At 49.2% G+C, this 20114-nt stretch carries 15 protein-coding genes, 1 pseudogene and 1 riboswitch; of the genes and pseudogenes, 12 read left to right on the forward strand and 4 right to left on the reverse strand.

What is annotated here, in order from left to right; genetic code table 11:
* Positions 1 to 66: 66 nt before the first annotated feature.
* Positions 67 to 420 carry a DUF3024 domain-containing protein gene (locus tag EPB59_RS15255; RefSeq protein WP_055050021.1) on the reverse strand — a complete coding sequence of 118 codons (354 nt, stop codon included), beginning with the start codon at positions 418 to 420 and terminating at the stop codon, positions 67 to 69.
* Positions 421 to 626: 206 nt separating this feature from the next.
* On the opposite strand from EPB59_RS15255, the gene EPB59_RS15260 reads away from it, so the two are divergent.
* A complete protein-coding gene (locus EPB59_RS15260; protein WP_154173620.1) occupies positions 627 to 1463 on the forward strand; it encodes a phosphate ABC transporter substrate-binding protein PstS family protein in 837 nt (278 codons plus the stop codon).
* A gap of 81 nt (positions 1464 to 1544) precedes the next feature.
* Here the strand turns inward: EPB59_RS15260 and EPB59_RS15265 are convergent, their stop codons facing one another.
* Both EPB59_RS15265 and EPB59_RS15270 read right to left on the reverse strand, forming a co-directional pair.
* On the reverse strand, positions 1545 to 2216 hold the full coding sequence (locus EPB59_RS15265) for a MaoC family dehydratase (protein WP_055050023.1): 672 nt from the start codon (positions 2214 to 2216) through the stop codon (positions 1545 to 1547).
* 333 nt (positions 2217 to 2549) lie between these two features.
* A complete protein-coding gene (locus EPB59_RS15270) occupies positions 2550 to 4100 on the reverse strand; it encodes a cryptochrome/photolyase family protein (RefSeq protein WP_154173622.1) in 1551 nt (516 codons plus the stop codon).
* 268 nt (positions 4101 to 4368) lie between these two features.
* Positions 4369 to 4479: riboswitch (cyclic di-GMP riboswitch) on the forward strand.
* A gap of 84 nt (positions 4480 to 4563) precedes the next feature.
* Between EPB59_RS15270 and gbpA the strand changes: the two genes are divergently transcribed.
* A complete protein-coding gene (gene gbpA, locus EPB59_RS15275; RefSeq protein ID WP_154173624.1) occupies positions 4564 to 6021 on the forward strand; it encodes an N-acetylglucosamine-binding protein GbpA in 1458 nt (485 codons plus the stop codon).
* Positions 6022 to 6129: 108 nt separating this feature from the next.
* Here gbpA and EPB59_RS15280 read toward each other — a convergent pair whose 3' ends face one another.
* The gene (locus EPB59_RS15280; RefSeq protein ID WP_154173626.1) at positions 6130 to 6510 is read right to left on the reverse strand and encodes a hypothetical protein; all 381 of its coding nucleotides are present in this window, start codon (positions 6508 to 6510) and stop codon (positions 6130 to 6132) included.
* A gap of 188 nt (positions 6511 to 6698) precedes the next feature.
* On the opposite strand from EPB59_RS15280, the gene EPB59_RS15285 reads away from it, so the two are divergent.
* The 10 genes and pseudogenes from EPB59_RS15285 to EPB59_RS15330 all read left to right on the forward strand — a co-directional run bounded on the left by EPB59_RS15285 (position 6699) and on the right by EPB59_RS15330 (position 20067).
* On the forward strand, positions 6699 to 7064 hold the full coding sequence (locus tag EPB59_RS15285) for a hypothetical protein (RefSeq protein WP_241666252.1): 366 nt from the start codon (positions 6699 to 6701) through the stop codon (positions 7062 to 7064).
* Positions 7065 to 7154: 90 nt separating this feature from the next.
* The gene (locus tag EPB59_RS15290) at positions 7155 to 8534 is read left to right on the forward strand and encodes a TolC family protein (protein ID WP_154173630.1); all 1380 of its coding nucleotides are present in this window, start codon (positions 7155 to 7157) and stop codon (positions 8532 to 8534) included.
* A gap of 4 nt (positions 8535 to 8538) precedes the next feature.
* Positions 8539 to 10248 (forward strand): efflux RND transporter periplasmic adaptor subunit, encoded by a 1710-nt coding sequence (locus tag EPB59_RS15295; protein WP_154173632.1) that lies wholly within the window; start codon positions 8539 to 8541, stop codon positions 10246 to 10248.
* Positions 10245 to 13369, forward strand: a pseudogene (locus tag EPB59_RS15300) (efflux RND transporter permease subunit). Before EPB59_RS15295 ends, EPB59_RS15300 begins: the two are co-directional and overlap by 4 nt.
* A 73-nt stretch (positions 13370 to 13442) precedes the next feature.
* A complete protein-coding gene (copI, locus tag EPB59_RS15305; RefSeq protein ID WP_154173634.1) occupies positions 13443 to 13994 on the forward strand; it encodes a copper-resistant cuproprotein CopI in 552 nt (183 codons plus the stop codon).
* Between the two features lie 194 nt (positions 13995 to 14188).
* Positions 14189 to 14701, forward strand: a complete 513-nt coding sequence (locus tag EPB59_RS15310; protein WP_154173636.1) for a cupin domain-containing protein — start codon at positions 14189 to 14191, stop codon at positions 14699 to 14701.
* 102 nt (positions 14702 to 14803) lie between these two features.
* Positions 14804 to 16258 (forward strand): ATP-binding protein, encoded by a 1455-nt coding sequence (locus EPB59_RS15315; protein WP_154174246.1) that lies wholly within the window; start codon positions 14804 to 14806, stop codon positions 16256 to 16258.
* On the forward strand, positions 16255 to 16905 hold the full coding sequence (locus tag EPB59_RS15320; RefSeq protein ID WP_055065267.1) for a response regulator transcription factor: 651 nt from the start codon (positions 16255 to 16257) through the stop codon (positions 16903 to 16905). Before EPB59_RS15315 ends, EPB59_RS15320 begins: the two co-directional genes overlap by 4 nt.
* Positions 16902 to 17732, forward strand: a complete 831-nt coding sequence (locus EPB59_RS15325; RefSeq protein WP_154173638.1) for a DUF2861 family protein — start codon at positions 16902 to 16904, stop codon at positions 17730 to 17732. The genes EPB59_RS15320 and EPB59_RS15325 overlap by 4 nt, the downstream gene beginning before the upstream one ends.
* A 103-nt stretch (positions 17733 to 17835) precedes the next feature.
* The gene (locus EPB59_RS15330; protein WP_154173639.1) at positions 17836 to 20067 is read left to right on the forward strand and encodes a glycoside hydrolase; all 2232 of its coding nucleotides are present in this window, start codon (positions 17836 to 17838) and stop codon (positions 20065 to 20067) included.
* The last annotated feature ends 47 nt before the right edge of the window (positions 20068 to 20114 follow it).

The raw sequence follows: 20114 nt of genomic DNA on the forward strand, positions 1-20114 counted from the left end.
TCTTACCGAAAAGGCATTCTTAGGAATGCCTTTTTATTTCGCCAACCACACGCTATATCACTGAAACTACACCCAGAAATAGGCTTTCGGGTCTTTTTCTACTTCACGTATCATTGCCGTCAAATCTTCACTACGCGCTAAAAATGGGTAAGGAATCCAAGGTTCATTCGTAGATTGCTCTTCATCATAAGTATAAAGAATCCACTGTTTTGAGGCCTCTTCCCACACAATTTTCGCCACCAAACTTTCATAATCACAATGGCTAGAATCCAGTTTGTAATGGCATAAGATAAATTGCACACCATTTTCTATCGGTTCAAAGCTCGATTTGCCTAGCTCAGCTGGCAGGCTCTGATTGCGGCTCATGCAAAGCAGTTCCGCACGACGCTCGAGTTGTCGCTGTAGAAGGTTGACAATCATGTTTAACCTCACTGTGACTTGATATATCCAGTATGGAGATCTGCACACAGTAATTCTATGATCCCAACATCATTTGAGTATAAGCAATCGCAACAATCTCTATTGATTTCACAAATCCAACACTAATCCTAGGAATGCATTCACATTTTTGTCATACGTTTCAGGCATACTACTTAAGATTTTTTTGACAACATGGGAGCTACTTTATGTTTAGGATGGCACTTGCCGCCGTTTGCGCATTTTTCTTTTCTATCACTGCGATAACACCGTCTGCGCAAGCAAGTGAAATTACCGTTTCGGGTTCCACTTCCGTAGCCAGAATTATGGATGTACTGGCTGAAGAGTATAACAAGACGCACCCAGAAACTTATGTTGCGGTACAAGGCGTAGGCTCCACTGCTGGCATTGCATTACTCAAAAAAGGGGTCGCCGACATTGCAATGACATCCCGTTATATGACGGAAAGTGAAAGCCAAGAGAACCTCAATAGCTTTATGCTGGCTTTTGATGGCATGGCGGTGGTCGTTAACCAAGCCAACCCTATCAGCAATTTAAGCCGTGAACAGTTGTATGGCATCTATAAAGGGCAAATTACTAACTGGAAACAAGTCGGTGGTAATGATCAAAAGATTGCGGTGGTGACTCGTGAGGCTTCATCAGGTACCCGCTACAGCTTTGAAAGCTTAATGGGGTTAACCAAAACGCTTAACAAACGTGAGGTTTCGGATATTGCACCAACCGCATTAGTGGTGAACAGCAACAGCATGATGAAAACCTTGGTCAACCACAATACTCAAGCGTTAGGCTTTATCTCAATTGGCTCGGTAGACAAATCGGTTAAAGCGTTACAGTTTGAGAAAACGGAGGCTACAGCTGACAACATTGCAAAGCACCGTTATCAACTCTCTCGACCTTTCTTAATCCTGCACTACTCGGATAAGGCCGATGAACAAACCAAGCAATTCATTGCGTTTTTACAGTCGGATCAAGCGAAAAAATTGATTGTTGAATACGGCTATATCATGCCAAGCGATGTGGAATAAATCCTAATCGTCGTTTCAACACGTTGGAAAGCAACAAGGAGAGCATTCGCTCTCCTTGTTTTATGTTCTGAATACATTTCATTAAAAATGCAGCTGGATAACCGAAACCACGACACAGCCAGGGCGTCGAACACCTTCAATCTCGACTTTGATTTCACGCTCGATCTCAAGACCTTTCTTGATTGGCGTTACTTTTGATAATGTGCTCACGGCACGAACTCGGTTACCAGCTTTGACTGGATAAGGAAAACGCACTGAATTGAGACCAATATTGACCACCAACTTCGCCGTTGGGAACAGAGACTTCTCTTCGTCAACACTGTCGGTCAAACGAGGCAACAGCGCTAGAGTCAAAAAACCGTGGGCAATTGTTGTTTTGAACGGAGATTCCAGCGCAGCGCGATCAGGATCCGTATGAATCCACTGCATATCTTCAGTGACTGTACCAAATTGATTAATACGCTCTTGATCAACGAGCAACCAGTCCCCCGTATGGATGACTTCTCCCACTTGGGATTGTAGCTGCTCATACAAAGCCTGCGCTTCCGGTTTGAGCACAATCGGTTCTGGGATCGGTGTTTCTTCATTGGCAGGCAGGTGCAGATCTTTCACCCACGCAAACAGCGGGCGACGATTGGTTTTGGTCAAAATATCATCCCAGTACTCACGTACAGACGGAGACATCCACTGTTTAAATTCAGTGTGCTTAACCAAGTTTTCAGCTCGATGCTTTAGAAGATCCGCGACTCTCATCAAAACCTCATTCTTAACCAAGAAGAAATGGAAACGCCCTAATTTTGAAGTACTTCACAGTAAGCTGCAATGACTTTCGGGCGTACATGCGTAATCCGTAAGTCATAAAAATCTATAAAAACAATGAATTATCAATAAAACATTATTTTATTAGCCTTTCAGTCATTAGAGCAAACACACCATTTCTTTATGCGATTTTGTCGAAGCGTTAGCTTTACGCTCACCCTGTCATGGGATAATCCGCACAAGCACAAGCTTTAAACCCAACGTCTGACTGAAAATACCAAGCAAATATTGCGCCGAGTTGTCGTATTCACGGATTTTTAATTGTTGTTACAAGTTATCTATCTGGGCTAGGTAGGCATCGGCGGTCGCTAAAATCGCCTGTTGATCGATGTTCGCCATCTTATCCCATGTTTTATATAGCATCCCAATCCGAGGATTGTTAGCGAGGTGTTCACGATGTTGGAGCATAAAGCGCCAATAGAGTGAATTCAGTGGACAAGCCCCTTCACCGGATTTGAGTTTCACTTGATAAGGGCAAGAAGCGCAGTAGTCACTCATTTTATTGATGTAGGAACCACTGGCGGCATAAGGTTTAGTCGCAATCAATCCCCCATCGGCAAACAGTGCCATTCCCCGCGTATTCGGTAGCTCGACCCATTCAATAGCATCAATGTAGATGCCCAAATACCACGCATCGACTTCATCAGGATCACAGTCGGTGAGCAGGGCAAAGTTTCCTGTTACCATCAATCGCTGAATATGGTGTGCATAGCCAAAGTCCAGTGATTGTGTGATCGCTTGTTGCAGACAGCGCATCTTCGTTTGACCATTCCAGAAGTAACTGGGCAAAGGACGCCGAGCACCAAAATGATTGCGAGTTTTGTAATGAGGCATGTTGCTCCAGTACATACCGCGTACGTACTCTCTCCACCCCAAAATTTGACGTACGAAACCTTCGACTTGTGCTAAAGAAACTTCGCCTTGGGCAGCTCGATAGGTATCAATCGCGGCACCAATTACCTCTTGTGGGGAAAGTAATTTGCAATTCAGTGCAAACGATAGGCGGCTATGATAGAGGCTCCATCGATATGGATGCTGCGCCGTCATTGCATCTTGAAAGCGGCCAAAATTAGGCAAACAGCATTGGCAAAAATGCGCTAAGAGTGACAAGGCTTGCGCGCGATTTATCGGCCATAGTAATGACTCTCCAACGTTGCCAATCGACTTTACGTTATGCCGTTCAAGCCGTGATTTGATGGATAAAATCGGGTTATCAAAACGAAGCGGTGTGGGTAAGTACAGTAAATCTTGGGCTTTCAGCTTGTTGCGGTTATCTGCATCAAAATTCCACTGCCCGCCTTCTGGTTTGTTTGGCGATTCCATCAAATAGCCAAACCGTTTACGCATCCGGCGATAAAAATGTTCCATCAAAACCGATTTTCCGGCAGGAAACTGTTCGGTGATTTCAGAAAATGGTAATAGAAAGTGCTCGGTATCCACACAACCAATGACCACGTTAGGCAAACGTAAACTTGCCAATTGTTCAAGCAAACGATATTCATCAGGTCTTTGGTACTGAAAAGATCGGGCTTGAACTTGAGAACATACCTGACCGATCAGATGCGGCAAATCGGCAAACTCTGCGGTGGCATCCAGATCCAGATACATGACGTGATGCCCCTCTGCCGATAGATAGTCGGCAAATGCTTTCATGGCAGCAAAAAACGCACACTGTTTCTGAATGTGGTGACGCACATACGCCTGCTCCTGATGCAATTCCGCAATCAAGTACAGCACCTCCTCTCGTGGTTCAGTAAACCACGAGTGAGCATGATTGAGCTGATCGCCCAATATTAATCGTACAACCGAGTAACGCATTATGCCCCTTTAGCCGCATTTTTATTCATGTCGGGTATTTGCTTTATCAATAGTCACACTATTTACGAGTGGCAAGCTACTCCGATCACGCGCTCACTATTCTATTTTCGAAATAGGGCCACCCTATCCACCTTGCCAATCAAATCAACACCTGACATTTTGTAGGTAAATTAGTTATTTAACTCTAAAAATTAAGCCTGAGAGCTTCATTCCACAAACGTCTTCTTCACTTAGCCTTATTAACCAAAGTTAGTTAAATTTGCTACCGATCACATTTCGGCAAACCATTTGAAAAAATGGGACGCAAAGCCTCCGGTCTGTCGGTGCGAGAAAAGCTCAACAAACGGTTTTCTCAACCTATGATAGCGGGGTCGCCATAACCATGCTGCATAGTTATGCCTTGCTGAGTGTGATAGGACTCGGAATACCTCTGAGTTCTGTCAGCCAACAAAAAGAGTCTGTGATGAAAAAGCAACCTAAAATTACCGCTATCGCTCTGATCCTTTCTGGTATCAGTGGATTGGCGTACGGACACGGTTATGTGTCAGCAGTGGAAGACGGTATTGTAGAAGGGCGCGTTACGTTATGTAAATTTGCCGCTAATGGTACTGGTGAAAAAAACACTAACTGTGGTGCGATTCAATATGAACCACAAAGCGTTGAAGGCCCAGAGGGTTTTCCGGCTGCAGGCCCACGTGATGGTAAAATTGCCAGCGCTGAAAGTGCACTCGCCGCAGCGCTTGATGAACAAACGGCCGACCGTTGGGTAAAACGCCCAATCCAAGCGGGTCCACAAACCTTTGAGTGGACGTTTACTGCAAACCATGTCACCAGAGACTGGAAATACTACATAACCAAGCCAAACTGGAACCCAAACCAAGCTTTGTCACGCGATTCTTTTGATCTGAATCCATTCTGTGTGGTGGAAGGCAATATGGTGCAACCACCGAAACGTGTTAGCCACGAATGTATTGTGCCAGAACGTGAAGGTTACCAAGTCATCCTCGCGGTATGGGATGTGGGCGATACTGCGGCCTCTTTCTATAACGTGATTGATGTCAAATTTGATGGTCACGGCCCTGTGTTACCCGATTGGAATCAAGCCGGACAAATCATTCCAAGCATGGATCTCAGTATTGGCGATACCGTGTACACACGTGTGTTTGATGCGACAGGTGAAAACCCAGCTTACCGTACCGAGCTGAAAATTGACTCTGAAACGCTAACCCAAGCTAATCAATGGTCTTACGCTTTGGCGACTAAAATTAACCAAACGCAAAAACAGCAACGCGCAGGCCAACTTAATGGCGATCAATTTGTTCCAGTTTACGGCACCAACCCGATTTACCTGAAAGAAGGCAGCGGTTTGAAGCGTGTTGAAATTGGTTACCAAATTGAAGCGCCACAGCCTGAGTATTCACTGACGGTTTCTGGTCTAGCGAAAGAGTATGAAATTGGCGAGCAGCCTGTTCAACTTGACCTGACTCTAGAAGCACAAGGTGAAATGACCGCAGAACTGACGGTTTATAACCACCACCAAAAGCCGCTAGCGAGCTGGACTCAAGCGATGACGGATGGCGAGCTGAAATCAGTAACCTTAGAACTGAGTGAAGCTAAAGCGGGGCACCACATGCTGGTTTCGCGTATCAAAGATCGCGATGGCAATCTGCAAGATCAGCAAACGCTTGATTTTATGCTAGTTGAGCCACAAACCCCGCCAACACCGGGTGAGTATGACTTTGTCTTCCCTAACGGTTTGAAAGAGTATGTTGCTGGCACCAAAGTGCTAGGTTCGGATGGCGCAATCTACCAATGTAAGCCGTGGCCATACTCTGGCTACTGCCAACAATGGACAACCAATGCCACTCAGTACCAACCGGGTACAGGCAGCCATTGGGAAATGGCGTGGGATAAACTCTAATTTCCCCTCTCTAAAACACAAAATCCCTCAGCCACGCTGAGGGATTTTTTTGAGCTAGAGAAAAATCTCATCGCCACACGCACATAGAGTCACTGGATTAAATCTGTTTTACTCTTCATCCATTTCGCAATCAGTACAGCTTTGCAGAGCGATTTCGTGTTCAAAAACAATCGCGCCATTGCCTTCTGCCACAAGTTCTGCAATTTCATCCGCGACTTCTTGCTCATCTTCCGCTTCTACTTGATTTGCCAGTTCTTCTTCTGAGTAACCGTAGAAGTTCAGTAATAAGTAATCGCGCGCTTCTTCTTTAGTACAAGTCACGTTCACGGAAAGGTCCGGCTCCACGTTGTCTTGCGCAAGAATCTCGGCAACTTGAGCTAACACATCCTCTTTCATTGCAGCCGTTAACCAGCCCAGATCCGTGCTTACCGTGGTTTTCTTACAGTCAAAGCAAGGCAGTAGATGAAAGTAATATTGAAAATTGGTCATAGGTTATTTCTTCTTTCAGAATGAGTAGCAAGATTATGCGCGATTTCTCGCAAATTACTATCTCAATGTACCCAAAACAACACTTGACCTTCCCCTAGGGTAAAGCTTTAAATTACGGCTAAGTTTTTCATTCAAGGCACAAAATGCGCTTATCTCCTGTTCGCATCTTCTGGATCTCCATCATCAGCATGTTTGCCATACTGAGCTCCAGTTTTGCTTCAAGCGCGCCTTTAATGACTTGGCAAATGATCAGTGCCTCCACTCACCAATCTGAAGCTGAAGCACCTTCCGGTTGCGTGATGATGGATAGCAGCCAAATGTCTCACACCATGCCGATGAGCCACTCCTCAATGGAGGAAACTTCAAACCATTGCATGAGCGATGCTCCCTCGATCCATAACTGCTGTACCGCTGCATGCGTGAGTGTGTTCGCGTTTTTACCGCAAACCGCCTATAGCCTACCTGCACAATACCAACTGGCTCTGATTCCCTATGAATCCGCCAAATCCGTGGTGCAAAGGCAGCAATCCCTCTATCGACCTCCAATAGCTTAATTCAATCACAAATTCGTCGTGTCACTGTGCTCCTGTGAGCCGTGATGTGTGTTTTCACGTCTTTTTTGACGTGCAGATTGGATTAGAAAAATGAAACCGAGCCTATTGGCGCTGTGTATCAGCGTTTCCGCTCTGGTCGTAACGCCTGTGATGGCGCAGTCTTCTGCGACTTCTTCAGGTCAGTTGCTGTCCCAAAGCGACCCTTTGACTCTGCTTATTGAACAAGCGCTCGCCAACGATGCAAGCCGTAAGCAGTTTTATGCCCAATCCCAAGCCATGCGAGAAACCGGCGTTGCCGCGACTACCCTCATGGACCCCAAACTCAAAGTCGGTTTTGGTGGTTTGCCGGTCGATAGCTTCAAATTTGATGAAGATGCGATGACCAACATTTCCGTTGGTTTAATGCAACAATTTGAGCGCGGCGATACCTTAGATTTGCAAGGCAAAAAAGCCTCACAGCAAGCCGATGGTATGGCTTTGCAAGTCGAGAATCGGGAGCGCGAAGTCGCCAACGGTATCACTCAACTCTGGTTGGAGTTGGGTTATCAGCAGCAAGCGGAACGTGTGCTGCGTGAAAATCAGCGCTTAATGCGCGAGCTGGAAAGCTTCATCAGCACCAACTACTCCATCGGTAAAAATGAAGCGCAAGATCTGCTGAATGCTCAACTGCAAGTCAGCCAGTTAGAAGAAAAACTGCAAGCGAACCAACAAATGCAGCGGCGGCTTCTCTCACAAATGTCCGAATGGTTGGGCAATGAATGGCTCACTAATCAAGTTCAGTTGAAAACCAGTAATCAGTTGGATTGGCAAAAGCTGGATGATTTGCTCGAAACCACGTCATCAGGCCAGTATTTCCCACTCTTGGCTCAGCACCCTATGGTGCGTATGGCCGATGCCAATATTGCGGTGAACCAAACTCAAGTGGAATTGGCTGAGCAATCGTACACACCACAATTTGGGGTGGAAGTGATGTACGCCTATCGCCAAGCCAACAACATGAAGGGAGAACCCGCTTCCGATCTGGTGAGCGCCTATTTAACGATGGACATCCCGTTATTTACGGGGAATCGCCAAGATCGCACCCATGCCGCCGCGCAATACCAAGTGGGTGCTGCCAAATCGCAAAAAGATCTGCTCCTTGCGCAGATGAATGCCAAGGTCAATGCCCTATTGGTTGACCGAACCAATCTTGAGCAACGCCTCGAACGTTACAAAACCACTTTGCTTGATCAAGCCAAAGCGCGCACCAAAGCAGTGGAACGTGGCTATCAAAATAATACTTCGCAGTTCAACGATGTGATTACCGCCACTCGTGATGAACTGGCTGTCGAATTGGAATGGCAGCGTCTCATCACTGACTACAACCAAGTCAGCAGTAATTTAGCCATGTTGCTTGGCGGGTTTGATTACTCCGTCACCCAACCTGAACTGAATGCTGAATCCAGTCGTCGCTCATCTGCCAAGGAATAACCTCATGAAAACATTAAAAACCACAACCATTACTTTACTGATTGGCGGCGCACTGGGCTTTGCGGCTAACCAATACTTCAATAGCCACGATATGAGCGCGATGGCTTCCACTGCCGATAGCAAAGGGGCGAATGAGCCACTTTATTGGGTTGCGCCAATGGATCCGAATTACAAACGTGATAAACCGGGAAAATCACCGATGGGGATGGATTTGATCCCTGTTTATGCCGAGGATTCGGCGAACAGTAATGACAAACCGGGCACAGTAAAAATCGATCCAGCGGTCGAAAATAATCTGGGCGTGAAAACCGCGCAGGTCGAACTCAGCAAATTGTCACCTCGTATTGAAACCGTCGGTTATATCGCGTTTGACGAAAGCCAGCTTTGGCAAACCAACGTGCGCGTTTCCGGTTGGGTAGAAAAGCTCTACATCAACGCCGTAGGCGAGCAAGTGAAAAAAGGCGATGTGCTGTTTACCCTCTACTCTCCCGAGTTGGTAAAAGCACAAGAGGAGTTGTTGAACGCGGTGCGAACCGGTCGTGAGGGTCTGGTCAAAGGGGCAACGGAAAGACTCAGCTCACTTGGCGTAGATCGTGAGCAGATCAATCAAGTGATTCGTCGTGGCAAAGCTTCCCAAACCATCGAAGTGAAAGCGTTAGCCAACGGCGTGATTGCCAGCCTGAATATTCGTGAAGGGGGATATTTATCTCCAGCGCAAGCCGTGATCAGCGCAGGCCCTCTCAACGAAGTGTGGGTGGATGCCGAAGTGTTTGAGCGTCAGGCTCACTGGCTAAACAAAGGTAGCCAAGCCAGCATGACTTTGGATGCCCTACCCGGCCAAGAATGGCAAGGCAAGGTGGATTACGTTTATCCCATCCTTGATCCTAAAACGCGCACACTTAGAATGCGCCTGAAATTTGCTAACCCGAATGGCGAACTCAAGCCCAATATGTTTGCCAATATCACCTTGCAGCCAGTGAGTGACTCCAAAGTGCTTACCGTGCCGAAATCGGCCGTCATTCGCTCCGGCGGGATGACTCGTGTGGTACTGGCGGAAGGCGAAGGCAAATACCGCTCAGCGCGTATTGAAATTGGCCGCGAAGCGGATGACAAAGTCGAAGTGCTGCAAGGCTTAACGCAAACCGATCGCATCGTCACCTCCGCGCATTTCATGCTCGATTCAGAATCAAGCCAAACGGCCGATCTTTCGCGCATCAATGGTGTTGAAGCCCCAGCAGAAACCGCATGGGCCAAAGGTGAAATTACCGATGTGATGGCCAATCACGGCATGTTAACCATCAACCACCAGCCGGTATCTCAATGGAATTGGCCCGCCATGACCATGAACTTCAATGTCGCTAAAAGCATTGATCTGAACGGACTGAAAAAAGGTCAGCCGATTGAGTTTGAGATGCAGAAAAACGACTCCGGCCAATATGAGATCATCAATCTCAAAGCCGGCAACTCGCAAGTCGCGGGGGAAATGTGGATCAACGGCGATGTGTCCACCTTAATGGCCGAATTCGGCATGGTGACGCTATCGCACCTTCCGGTTGCCGAATGGAGCTGGTATGCAGGTCAAATCAACTTTTCCGTGGGCGATAACATCAACCTTTCCGGCTTTGAAGAGGGTCAGAAAGTCCGATTTCTAGTGGCTAAAAATGGCTCGGAATACTCACTGAAACAACTGGAAGCCATCGGAGGTCAACAATGATCTCAGCCATTATTCGTTGGTCTCTCAACAACCGATTTCTCGTGCTCATCGCTACCCTTTTTCTCACCTTGGGTGGTCTTTATAGTGTGAAAATGACGCCGGTGGATGCATTGCCGGACCTGTCGGATGTGCAAGTCATCATCAAAACCAGTTATCCCGGGCAAGCACCGCAAGTGGTAGAAGATCAAGTCACCTATCCGCTGACAACCGCCATGTTAGCGGTGCCGGGGGCAGAAACCGTTCGCGGCTACTCGTTCTTTGGTGACTCGTACGTTTACATCATTTTCAATGATAAAACCGACATGTACTGGGCACGTTCGCGCGTGTTGGAGTATTTAAGCCAAGTCGCCCCGAAACTGCCTGCCAATGCCAAACCGACACTGGGTCCAGATGCCACTGGGGTGGGCTGGATTTACAGCTATGTGTTGCAAGATAAAACCGGCAAGCATGATTTAGCCCAGCTCAGAAGCCTGCAAGGTTGGTTCTTAAAATACGAACTGCAAACGGTGGAAGGGGTATCAGAAATCGCCACCGTTGGCGGCATGGTCAAGCAGTATCAAGTGCAGATCGATCCGGCAAAACTGCGCGCCTACAACCTGACCTTACAACAAGTCAACATGGCGATTCAAAACGGCAACCAAGAAACCGGTGCATCGGTCATTGAGGTCGCCGAAGCGGAGCACATGGTGCGCACCACGGGTTACTTAACCAGCATTGAAGATATTCAATCAGTGCCACTTAAAGTGACCGATAAAGGCACGCCACTGCTACTGGGCGATATTGCCGACATCAACATCGGCCCACAAATGCGCCGCGGTATTTCCGAGTTTAACGGCGAAGGTGAAGCGGTAGGCGGCGTCATCGTGATGCGTTTTGGTGAAAACGCCAGTCAGGTGATCGACAACGTCAAAGCCAAGTTGGCAGAACTGCAACGCAGCTTGCCGGAAGGGGTAGAAATCGTCTCCACCTATGACCGTTCAACGTTAATCAATGCTGCGGTTGAGAACCTTTGGAAGAAGCTGGCGGAAGAGTTCATCGTCGTGGCGATTGTCTGCGCGCTGTTCCTGTTCCACATTCGTTCTTCCTTGGTGATCGCGCTGAGTCTGCCTGTCGGTATTCTTTCCGCCTTTATCGTCATGCATTGGCAAGGTATCAACGCCAACATCATGTCACTGGGGGGATTGCGATTGCGATTGGCGCGATGGTGGATGGTGCGATCGTGATGATCGAAAACGTTCACAAGCATATTGAGCGAACGCCACTCACGGATAAAAACCGCTGGCAAGTGATTGGCAAAGCGGCAGAAGAAGTCGGCGCGCCACTGTTTTTCTCGTTGCTGATCATCACCTTAAGCTTTGTGCCTGTGTTTGCTCTGGAAGGTCAAGAAGGGAAAATGTTCTCTCCCCTCGCCTTCACCAAAACCTACGCGATGGCGGCAGCAGCTGGTTTGGCCATTACTTTAGTGCCAGTACTGATGGGATATTTCATCCGCGGGAAAGTGCTTTCTGAGCAACTAAACCCAGTCAACCGTGGTTTAGTTGCTCTGTATCGCCCGCTTTTAAACCTCAGCCTGAAATACCCGAAATCCATGATTGTGTTGGCCTTGGGTTTGATGGCCTCAGCTTACTACCCCACCAGCCAACTCGGCAGTGAGTTTATTCCACCATTGGATGAAGGCGATTTGATGTACATGCCCACCACATACCCGGGCATTTCGGTTGGTAAAGCACGTGAGTTGCTGCAACAAACCAATAAGCTGATCAAAACCGTGCCGGAAGTACAAACGGTATGGGGAAAAATTGGCCGTGCGGATTCCGCCACCGACCCTGCGCCACTCACTATGATTGAAACTGTGATTCAATTGAAACCTCGTGACCAATGGCGTGAAGGTGTTACCACTGAATCGCTGCGTAAGGAGTTTGATAATCTGGTGCAGTTCCCGGGCTTAACCAACGCTTGGGTTATGCCGATTAAAACACGTATCGACATGCTCGCAACCGGTATTAAAACGCCCATCGGGATCAAAATCTCAGGCCCTGAACTGAAAGAGATTGAGAAAATTGGTGCGCAACTTGAGCCAATCCTGAAAAGTGTTCAAGGCACAGCTTCTGTTTATGCCGAGCGAGTGGCGGGTGGACGCTACGTGACCATCGATATCAAACGCCGCGCCGCCGCACGTTATGGCTTGAGCATTAAAGATGTGCAGCAAGTCATCTCCACCGCTGTTGGCGGAATGAATGTGGGTGAAACCATTGAAGGACTGGAGCGTTACCCGATTAACGTTCGCTACCCGCAAGATTACCGTGACTCGGTGGTAAAACTGCAAAACTTACCACTCGTCACTCCAAACGGTGCGCGTATTGCGCTGGCCGATGTCGCTGACATCCGCTACGAAGATGGCCCACCGATGATCAAAACCGAAAACGCACGCCCGAATGGCTGGGTGTTTGTGGATATTGATGGTCGCGATCTGGGTACTTACGTACAAGAAGCGCAGCAAGCTGTAGCCAATCAGCTGGCTCTGCCTGCCGGTTATGCGCTGACTTGGTCTGGCCAATATGAATACATGGAACGCGCCAAAGAGCGTTTAAGTGTCGTGGTGCCAATCACGATCGCCATCATCATGCTGCTGCTGTATTTCAGCTTCCGCCGCGTGGGCGAAGTGCTGATCATTATGGCGACACTCCCTCTGGCGATGGTGGGCGGACTGTGGCTGATGCATTACCTCGGTTACAACTTCTCCATTGCGGTGGGGGTCGGCTTTATCGCACTGGCCGGAGTGGCGGTGGAAATCGGCGTCATCATGCTCGTCTACCTCAACCAAGCATGGCACTACAAAAAGTTGGATGCCGAAGAGAATCATCAGCCACTGAGCATGAAAGATCTCACTGAGGCTATTCGTGAAGGGGCCGGTTTACGCGTACGCCCAGTCATGATGACGGTTCTGACGGTGATCATTGGCCTTATCCCCATTATGTATGGCGAAGGTACAGGATCGGAGGTGATGCAACGCATCGCAGCCCCAATGATTGGCGGCATGGCATCCGCACTCTTGCTGACTCTGCTCGTGTTGCCCGCCATTTTCAAACTCTGGAAAAGCAAAGAGCTTCCAAAACACTAGGATCGCGGGGCAAACCGCCCCGCTCAATAACCTAAAAATCAAACAAAGCGAAACCCAAAAAAGGAACATAACAATGATGAAGAAAACACTGATTGCGATGGCACTGACTTTCACCGCAACCACCACTTTTGCTAACACCATGGATCACTCCAAAATGGATCATGGCAACATGGGCAAATCTGAAATGAGTGGCAAAATGGACCACAGCATGATGAACATGGATCATTCCCAAATGATGGGTATGGAAGGCATGTCTGATGTAGGAATGCCAGCTCCGGGCGCAAAAGCAAACAAAGTGGTGCACGTCATCTTGAGTGATGACATGAAGATCATGTTCAAGAAAGACGTCGCCATTGAACCTAACGATGTGGTTCAGTTTGTGGTGATGAATACAGGCAAAATCGATCACGAATTTTCGATTGGCTCAGCCGCGGAGCAACTGAAACACCGTGAAATGATGCGTCAAATGGGTAACCATGAACACGACAGTGGCAGCACTGTCACCGTAAAACCGGGCAAAGCCAAAGAGCTGTTATGGCATTTCCAAGGTGACAACAAAGTGGAGTTTGCTTGTAACATCCCGGGGCATGCTGAAGCGGGTATGGTGAAAAGTATCGAGTTATAACCGCTTGACCTCAGTCCATATCGGCAATGATTAATCCACTATTGGCAGCAAAGGAGAATGTAAAAACAGACTTTGCTGCCAACTTCCCTCCTCTTTCCTGTTTGTTGACACTCGGATTACAAATCAAATTACAAAGCCATTACTATGCCTGAAATTGGATTACCTCAGCACTGGCGCAACAACAGGAGAAGAAAATGGATCGTCATCCCTGCATCAAACATTGGAGTGAACTACAGGAAAAGGAGCCTCGTTACTACTCTGGTAGCCAAGAGCCGCTGTCTATTGGCTGCGCGCTTGGTCACTATTTTGGCTTCGCGCGGATCGGCATTCATCATGAAATTGTCGAGCCCAGACATCGCACCAGTTGGCCTCACGCGGAAAAAACGGAAGATGAATTTGTGCATGTATTGGAAGGCACACCCGATGTCTGGTTGGATGGCGTCCTCTATCGACTACAGCCGGGCGACTCAGTTGGCTTCAAAGCGGGTGATGGCCTCGCACATACCTTTATCAACAATACCGAACAGATCGTCCGCTTATTGTGTATCGGAGACACCGAACGAGAAGATAACCGCATTCACTACGCCGTTCATCCCGAACGTAATGCGCGCCTTGGCAAGCTCAACTGGCATGATGTGCCCGATCGCGAGCTGGGTGATCACGATGGTCTACCGGACAGACTTCGTGCTAACAACGGGCCATTCTAAGCGATCACGGCGTTTGACCAGCAGATTTGTTGACACCCAAATTACAAATCTTGTGATGAAGCGGCTACTATTGGCATGAACCCAATTCTAAGTGTTTGGATCATGACGTTGCTGCTGACTCACCGCTGGTTAAGCCTCTTACTGTGTAGCTTATGGGCAGTGCCCGCAAAGGCCAGTATTGACCTGCCTGAAACTCAGCGCTGGTCGATTTTTTATCGCGCAGCGCTTGAGCAGCAAAGCACTCCACTGGTGGCGAGTCAAACCCTCAATCAATACCCGTTTGCGCTACTCAGCAGTCACAGTCAATATCCTGATTTTACTCAATATACGTGGCAAGACATCGCAGATTTAGCCGCCACGGCCAAGCAGTGCCAGCCGCTAAACTCCTCTTCGCCGTATTTGGCGAAAGCGGTCGAATTTGAGTTGGCGTTATGTCGCCAAACCCCGCTCGGCGCAGAGTGGTTTCAGCGTGTTGCGTGGCAACATCCGGCGGGAGGCAGCTACGCAGATCGCTATATTGAGTATTTACCGGATGCAGAGCAGGCAAGCTTTGCTTCGGCGCATCCAACACGTTTCACCTTGGCGAGCCGCTATCATCCGTTGCATGCCTTGTGGCAACGACCGGGCGCTGCGGGGGTAGATGCACTGCTCAACGGTTTTCGTCTCTATCTTGCGCCAAATGATGAGCTGTGGCTAAGCAGCGAAGCGGGCTGGCATGTGCTTTCGAGTGTGCAGTGGCGCGCACTCACCGCACCACTGCCATTCACGCTTGAGCCTTATCAAGCGCAAAAGCCTTGCGATGAGCGTTACAGCAACCTCTGCTTTAATCAGCGCGTGAGCAGTCATGCGTTGCTGTATAGCGGTTTGGTGATCGGCGTGTTACTTGCGTTTGGCGCTGCGCTGCGTTCACTTTGGCTGCGCTATCAAGAAGGGCGCGAGCGGCGCTTTATTTTGCAACTGCTGACTCACGAACTGCGCACGCCCATTACCAGTTTAGGGTTTACCGTCGAATCACTACGCAACCAATTTGATGAGTTATCCCCCAAGGCGCAAGAGAGCTTATGGCGATTAATGGCCGATCATCAGCGGCTAGCACAACTGAGCGAAACCAGTCGCCACTACTTGAGCCCGAGCCACGACAGCATGGCGCGCCATCCAGCGCAGTTGAGTGACTTCATCGAGCATTGTATCGAGGGCTTTGAGGTTGAGCTTTATCTCAAACACGACCCGATACTCGAACTGCCCTATTACTGGCTTGGACTGTGCGTCACCAACTTACTCAGCAATGCCAAACAACATGGTGCGCCGCCCATTCGCCTGACGGTGAGTGTGGTTGCACAAACGCTGCGCATTGAAGTGGAAGATTGCGGTGAATTTCCTTCTTTCTACCAACGTCTGTGCAAACGACTTTCGAGGCATCAAGACACTCACTCTCGCCCAAACACAGATAACATGGGCGTTGGCTTACAGTTGGTGCGAAAACTCATCACCCAAATGGGCGGCAAACTGGTTATCCGTCGTCATCCAACCCGTTGTATTTTGGAGCTGCCGCTATGAAGCGTATTTTGCTGATTGAAGATGACACCTTACTCGGCCAAGGTCTGCGCGATTATCTGCATGACCATGGTTATGCATGCGAGTGGGTAACGCAGAGCCAACAGGTCGAAAAGCACTGGTTCAGTACCGATCTGGTGATTTTGGATCGGCAATTACACGATGGTGACAGCTTGAAACATCTGCCGCACTGGTTGATGCTTAAAGCCCTGCCAGTGATCGTACTGACCGCCAAAATTGAAGTGGAGCAACGGATTGAAGGGCTCAAAGCGGGGGCGAAAGATTATGTGCTCAAGCCCTTTTCCCACCAAGAGTTGCTGGCACGCATCGAAGCGCAACTGCGCCCGCTCGGCAGTAGCTTACTCAGCTACGCGGATATTGTGGTCGATGTGGCCAATCGCTCTGTACTCAATAACCAAACTCCGGTTGAGCTCAAACCGAAAGAGTTTCAACTACTGCTGATGCTATTGCAAAATCCGGGGCGCGTTTATCACCGTGATGAGCTGCTCAATCTTATTTGGGGTTATCAATATTTCCCAACCACGCGCACCGTGGATAACCACATTTTGCATTTGCGACAAAAACTGCCACAACTGGATATAGAGACCCTGCGCGGCGTGGGTTATCGCCTTAAAGGAGCCGCCGTATGATCTGCGCCTCTTTTCGCAATCACATTGTGCGACTTGGCATACTCAGCGCATTACTAAGCGGCGCCGCGATAGCGGAAACGCCGCCAAGCCCCACCCATGCTTGGTTTCGCACCACACCGCTGCAAAGCAGTTACCAGCTATTGGTTGAGGGGCATCCCACGCAAGCGTGGCACGAGCTCATCCACACACTGTCTACCACGCTCGTAGCCGAGCCTTTTTGGCAACCCATCAAAGAGGCCATCCTCAGTCAAACCCAATGCGGACAAGCACTTCCAAGCACATCGCCTAACGATCTCACGATTGCGGTGACTTTTATTCATAAGTTCAATCAAACCTTTCAAGGCTACCAAGTGAGGCTGAGCGCCGAAAACCTCACCCAGCCGCTGGCGGTGCGTCTGGCTTCTGCGCAAGGTGCAACCTTGTTAGCGGCAGAGCTTGCGCCGGCCGATTACGCCGAAGTGGAAAGTCGCGATCTGCTTTCGCCGTATGCCGCAGGTGTCTATTGGCTCACTCTGGGCGAGCAGCGCATGGCGCTGCTGATTTCGGCCCCTTCCAACACACCGTGGATTGAACAATCCAGCACGGCCGATCTCACTATCCGCTTCCCCGCCACGCCTTCGGGCTGCGCATCGTCACTGGCTCGTTGGCAATTTTTTGATCAAAACTTTACCCTGCTGCACTCACAAACCGTCGACCGTGATCAGCCTCCTGCCCCACCTTCTGCCCCTTCTCAAGCGCGCTGGCGTAGCCTCAGCGTCACTCAAAGTGAATACCAAGGCACTATTCGCGTGGAGCAAATGCAGCGCCTGACGATACCGATTGACTAAACCACCTTTCACTTTGTTCAGGCAAAAGTGGGAAAGACATACTGGTGACAAAACCTATCGATAGACAAGGTTAAATATCTGGGTTACTCGATAGGAGACCGATATGAAATTGACCTTTTCCTCACTGGGGCTACTGCTGCTGGTGAGCGCGCCGAGCTTTGCGTTGACCTTAAAACAGGGCGATCAGTACTGGCAGATTGACCCCGACACACTGGCCATCAGCCTCAAGCAAGACTCACAGACTTTCGCCATCAACCAAGGCAGCCTACAGATTGGCGGGCAGACACAACAGGCAACGCAAGTAACCCAAAGCGCCGAGCAAGCCACATGGACACTCAAGCCAAGTGGCGTGCAAGTGTCTGCGCAGTTGCAACAAGGGTTGAACATCGATTTTCGCTGGCCAAGTGCTCGTGGGATTGAACGCCAAGCACCTCAAGCACTGCGCTGGTTTGATCTCAGTGAAGCATCGACCCAAACGCTGTTACTGCCGTTTGACGAAGGAATGCGAGTGCCGACCGATAACCCGACTTGGACACGCTATTTGATAGACAATCATTCGGGCGCCAATACCACGCAAGATCTCAAAATGCCGTTCTGGAGCGCGCAGCAGGGCGAACGCTTCATCAGCTATCAACTGCTCAACGCCACCAATAACCAGCTGCACTTTAGTGAGCAGCAAAATAAGTTGGACTTACAAGCGGAGCACTGGTTTACCCTGCTGAACCAAAGTGAGCCTTTTAGCGTGCGCATCACCGTGGGCGATGAGATGCTGGCCGGAGCCAAAGCTTATCGCGACTGGCGCGAAGCCGCGGGGCTGCGTGTTTCACTTGCGGAAAAACGCAAGGCAAATCCGCAGATCGAAAAAATGATTGGCGCAAGCCACGTCTATCTATTCGGGCGTGATTTAATCGCAGTGCAAGATGTGGTGGATTGGTGGGGGCTGCGCGATTGGTTTTGGCGCTCTGAGTTTACCCCTTCACCAGAATTACAAAAGGAATTGGCGAACCTAAAAAAAGGCCAAGCCTGGCTTAATCAGTATCAGAAAAAATTGCTGGTCGGTGAGATAAACCAAGCCTTGAACCAGAAGTTCAACGCCGATCCATCGTCGATTCAAGCGCAGTACCAAGCCGCGCAGCAGCGCAAAGCGTGGCTGACTGAACACGCTGGCGCATACCTCAAACCAAGCGATCAATGGGGACAAGGGTTAGCGCAACCCATGATCAGCACCCTTCAGCAAGCAGGATTAAGCAAACTCTGGCTAGGTCTCGATAACTGGATGCCAGCCTTTTATCAGCCGCAAGTGGTCGATAGCGCCAAGCAAGCCGGCTATTTGATTGGCGTGTATGACTCATACAATACCGCGATTGAAAAAGGCATCAACGACAGTTGGCTGACCGCGCAGCTGCCGGATCGCATGCGCGAAAACTGCGCGATTGAAAAAGCCGATGGCACGTTACAACTGGGCTTTCGCGGTAACGGCTTTTATCTCAATCCCGCCTGTGAACTCGGTTACGTTAAACAGCGCGTGCAAGATATTCTCCATTTCGGGCGCTTTAACAGCCTGTTTCTCGATGTGGATGGTACCGCCATGGCGCGGGAAGATTACCGCTCGCGCAGCAACGAAACCGCGATGCTGGCTGCGTTTAACACCCGAATGCAGGATATTGCAAACACGCCGAAGCTGATTTTGGGATCGGAAGATGGCAATGCCCTGACCACTCAAGGGCTGGTGTTTGCTCATGGTATGGAAACAGTCGGCTTTGGCTGGACAGACCAAGCGATGAAGAGTGACAAGCAGTCACCTTATTATTTGGGCAACTGGTATCCCGATGAAAAGCCGGATTTTTTCTTTAAATCAGCGCAAGTCAAAGAGCCTTATCGCAGCTTACTTTTTGCCCCAGAGTACAAAGTGCCGCTCTATCAAGTGGTGTTTCATGATGAGCTGATCAGTAGCCACCACTGGCACAGCGACAGTTTGAAGTTTTCGAATGTCAAATCCGTGCGTGATTTGCGTGCCATGCTGTTTAACACCCCTGCGATGGTGCATTTAAGCCGCGATGAAACGCATAAAAACTCCGCGCGTATCGAGCAGCTTAAGCACTATCAACAAGGTTTTTTGCCCTTGCATGAGCAGTTGTGGGATAAAGCCTTGGTCGATTTTCGCTGGCTGGATAAGCAAGGCCAAGTGCAGCAAACGCGCTATAGTGATGGCTCGATTCTCAGTGCGAATTTTAGCGCGCAGCCGTTTAAGCTCGCAGGAGGAGAAGTGATCGCGCCACACAGCCTATTGGCTCAATTGGCGAATGGGCAAACCCATCAATGGCAACCCAAATAGAAATCGTGTGAAAACGGCTAAATGGGCAGTTAGATTAAGGCTGTGAC

The organism is Vibrio metoecus (assembly GCF_009665255.1).
Lineage (GTDB): Bacteria > Pseudomonadota > Gammaproteobacteria > Enterobacterales > Vibrionaceae > Vibrio > Vibrio metoecus_B.